This is a genomic window from Comamonas sp. BIGb0124 (assembly GCF_003752175.1).
In the GTDB taxonomy this organism is placed as follows: domain Bacteria; phylum Pseudomonadota; class Gammaproteobacteria; order Burkholderiales; family Burkholderiaceae_C; genus Comamonas_F.
This window is the reverse complement of sequence record NZ_RJVF01000006.1, coordinates 1-1667: the sequence shown is the minus strand read 5'-3', so window position 1 is coordinate 1667 and position 1667 is coordinate 1. Positions and strand designations below refer to the sequence as shown.

Here is a 1667-nt window from a genome sequence, read left to right as displayed (position 1 = left end):
AAAAGAGTCGTGGACTACAACGTGAAAGTCCGCGTGAAGTCCGATGGCAGCGGTGTGGACATCGCCAACGTCAAGATGAGCATGAATCCGTTCGACGAGATTGCGGTGGAAGAAGCGGTGCGGCTCAAGGAAAAGGGCGTGGTCACCGAGATCGTTGCGTTCTCGGCGGGCGACGCCAAGGCGCAGGAGACGCTGCGCACGGCGCTGGCCATCGGTGCCGACCGTGCGATTCTGGTCGAGACCGCCGAGGAGCTGCAGCCGCTGGCCGTCGCCAAGCTGCTCAAGGCCCTGCTCGACAAGGAGCAGCCCCAGCTCGTGATCCTGGGCAAGCAGGCCATCGACGACGACGCCAACCAGACCGGCCAGATGCTGGCTGCCCTGGCCGATCTGCCGCAGGCCACCTTCGCCTCCAAGCTCGAGATCGCCGACGGCAAGGCCCAGGTCACCCGCGAGATCGACGGCGGCCTGGAAACCCTGAGCATCGACCTGCCGGCCATCGTCACCACCGACCTGCGCCTCAACGAGCCGCGTTACGTGACCTTGCCCAACATCATGAAGGCCAAGAAGAAGCCGCTCGAGGTCTTCAAGCCCGAAGACCTGGGCGTGGATGCGAAGCCGCGCCTGAAGACCCTCAAGGTCAGCGAGCCGCCCAAGCGCGGTGCCGGCGTGAAGGTGCCCGACGTGGCCACGCTGGTCGACAAACTCAAGAACGAAGCCAAGGTGCTGTGAGGCGCTGAGCCGCCGGTCACATCGCCGCAAGAACAGACAGATACGGAAAGAACACGCACCATGAGCATTCTGGTCATTGCAGAACACGACAACAGCAGCATCAAGCCTGCCACCCTCAACGCCGTGACGGCGGCCATCCAGATCGGTGGCGACGTGCACGTGCTGGTGGCCGGCCAGGGCGCGGCGGCCGCCGCGCAGGCGGCCGCGCAGGTGACGGGCGTCGCCCGGGTGATCCTGGCCGAGGGCGAGAGCCTGGCCCACGGGCTGGCGGAAAACCTGGCCGCCCAGGTCCTGGCGCTGGCCGGCGACTACAGCCACATCCTGTTCCCGGCGACGGCCAGCGGCAAGAACACCGCACCGCGCGTGGCCGCCAGGCTCGACGTCGCGCAGATCAGCGACATCACCAAGGTCGAGTCGGCCGACACGTTCGAGCGGCCGATCTACGCGGGCAACGCGATCGCGACGGTGCAGAGTGCCGATGCCAAGAAGGTCATCACGGTGCGCACGACGGCGTTCGATGCGGCAGCGGCCACGGGTGGCAGCGCAGCGGTGGAGAGCATCGCGGCGGTGGCCGACAGCGGCAAGAGCCGTTTTGTGGGCGTGGACGTGACCAAGAGCGACCGTCCGGAGCTGACGGCCGCGAAGATCATCGTCTCGGGCGGCCGGGCGCTGGGCAGCAGCGAGAAGTTCAACGAGGTGCTGACGCCGCTGGCCGACAAGCTGGGTGCGGCGCTGGGGGCGAGCCGGGCGGCGGTGGATGCGGGTTATGCGCCCAACGACTGGCAGGTGGGGCAGACGGGCAAGATCGTGGCGCCGCAGTTGTACATCGCTGCGGGCATCTCGGGGGCGATCCAGCATCTGGCGGGCATGAAGGATTCGAAGGTGATCGTGGCGATCAACAAGGACCCGGAGGCACCGATCTTCAGTGTGGCCGACTA

General features: G+C 66.9%; 2 protein-coding genes. Both read left to right on the top strand.

The window, feature by feature from the left end; translation table 11 throughout:
* Positions 1-729 (top strand): electron transfer flavoprotein subunit beta/FixA family protein (locus EC845_RS01260; RefSeq protein WP_148077208.1); only part of this gene is annotated, 729 nt, incomplete at its 5' end.
* 60 nt (positions 730-789) lie between these two features.
* Positions 790-1667 (top strand): electron transfer flavoprotein subunit alpha/FixB family protein (locus EC845_RS01255; RefSeq protein ID WP_148077207.1); only part of this gene is annotated, 878 nt, incomplete at its 3' end.